At 38.9% G+C, this 1,222-nt stretch carries 2 protein-coding genes; both read right to left on the reverse strand.

The window, feature by feature from the left end; genetic code table 11:
* Positions 1-23: 23 nt before the first annotated feature.
* On the reverse strand, positions 24-590 hold the full coding sequence (locus tag ACY2RQ_RS19380; protein ID WP_490114656.1) for a GNAT family N-acetyltransferase: 567 nt from the start codon (positions 588-590) through the stop codon (positions 24-26).
* Positions 591-658: 68 nt separating this feature from the next.
* A partial coding sequence (locus ACY2RQ_RS19385) for a GNAT family N-acetyltransferase (RefSeq protein ID WP_490114657.1) occupies positions 659-1,222 on the reverse strand: 564 nt, incomplete at its 5' end.

A 1,222-nucleotide genomic window follows, 5' to 3' on the forward strand; every position in this document is an offset into this window, starting at 1 on the left:
AAGGCGTCACCTGGATTTACTTGTTACACGGCGGTTGCACTTTGCCACTGATGTTTTGATAAACGATACAAGCTGTGCTCTCTGAGTTTGTGACCAGCCGGAATTCCTGGATGTTCAAAGTTATTTGAGTCTTTTAGCATGCCAAGTCTTTCCATTACAGCAAGTGATCTATAATTGTTTTTTACAGCAAAAGAAACAATTTGCTCAAGCTTTAATTCTTCAAAACCAAACCGTAAGCACTCTATCGCTGCTTCTGTTACAAAACCTTTTCCCCAATATTTTGGGGATAATCTCCATCCGATTTCAACACATGGAGAAAATGGAAGATCTTTGCTTGATATGTGGAGGCCGGTAAATCCAAGGAAGTTTTTGGATGATTTCTCCTCTAGAGCCCAAAACCCCCATCCGTGTTTTTGGATAAGTGATCTTTTTAAATCAACCTTGTTGTCACTTTCTTCTCTTGTGAAAAGGCTAGGAAAAAACTCCATTACTTTTTCATCGGAGCTCATTGCAGCAAAAGGTGCGTAATCGGTTTCTTTCCATTGCCTTATCAATAAACGTTCTGTCTGTAACTCTACTAATTCATTCATTAGGATAATGATGTTTTCTTAAATGATTGTTTAGCCGTGTAACGCCCGCATCAGGTGCGCCGAAGGCGTCACCTGGATGCGCTTGTTAGCTGCCACTCGCTCCGTAAAATTGCGTATATGTGCATATCAAGAAGCCTTCCTTTTGAAAAAGCAGCCTCTCTGTTAGTTCCTTCATTTACGAAACCAACTTTTTTAGCGACCTTCTCAGAAGCTGAGTTTTCTGTTGAGATTCGTAACTCTATACGATTGATTTGTCTTGACTCAAATAGATAGTTGGTGAGCAAAGTCAATGCCTGTGTTGCAATTCCTTTACCACGATTATTTTTGTCGAATATATGATATCCAACTTCTATAGCATCAAAATACGGAACAGATTTGAAAGCCCAGATTGAACCAATAATTTTATCGGAGTGATCTGTGATTAGAAATTTCGATGATTCATCTGAAATAAATCCGTTTTCATGGTATCTGTTTCGCAGGCTAGCTACAGAAACCATTGATGTGGGTAAATATTCACCCAGGCTATCTATATCACCAGATAATGAAGCCAGACTATCAATATCTCGCTCAATTATCGTTCGTATTTTTATATTTTTTCCTTTAAGCATGTGGTCTCGATTTGATTGTGGCAG

The organism is Parendozoicomonas sp. 209JJ7-1, assembly GCF_058147085.1.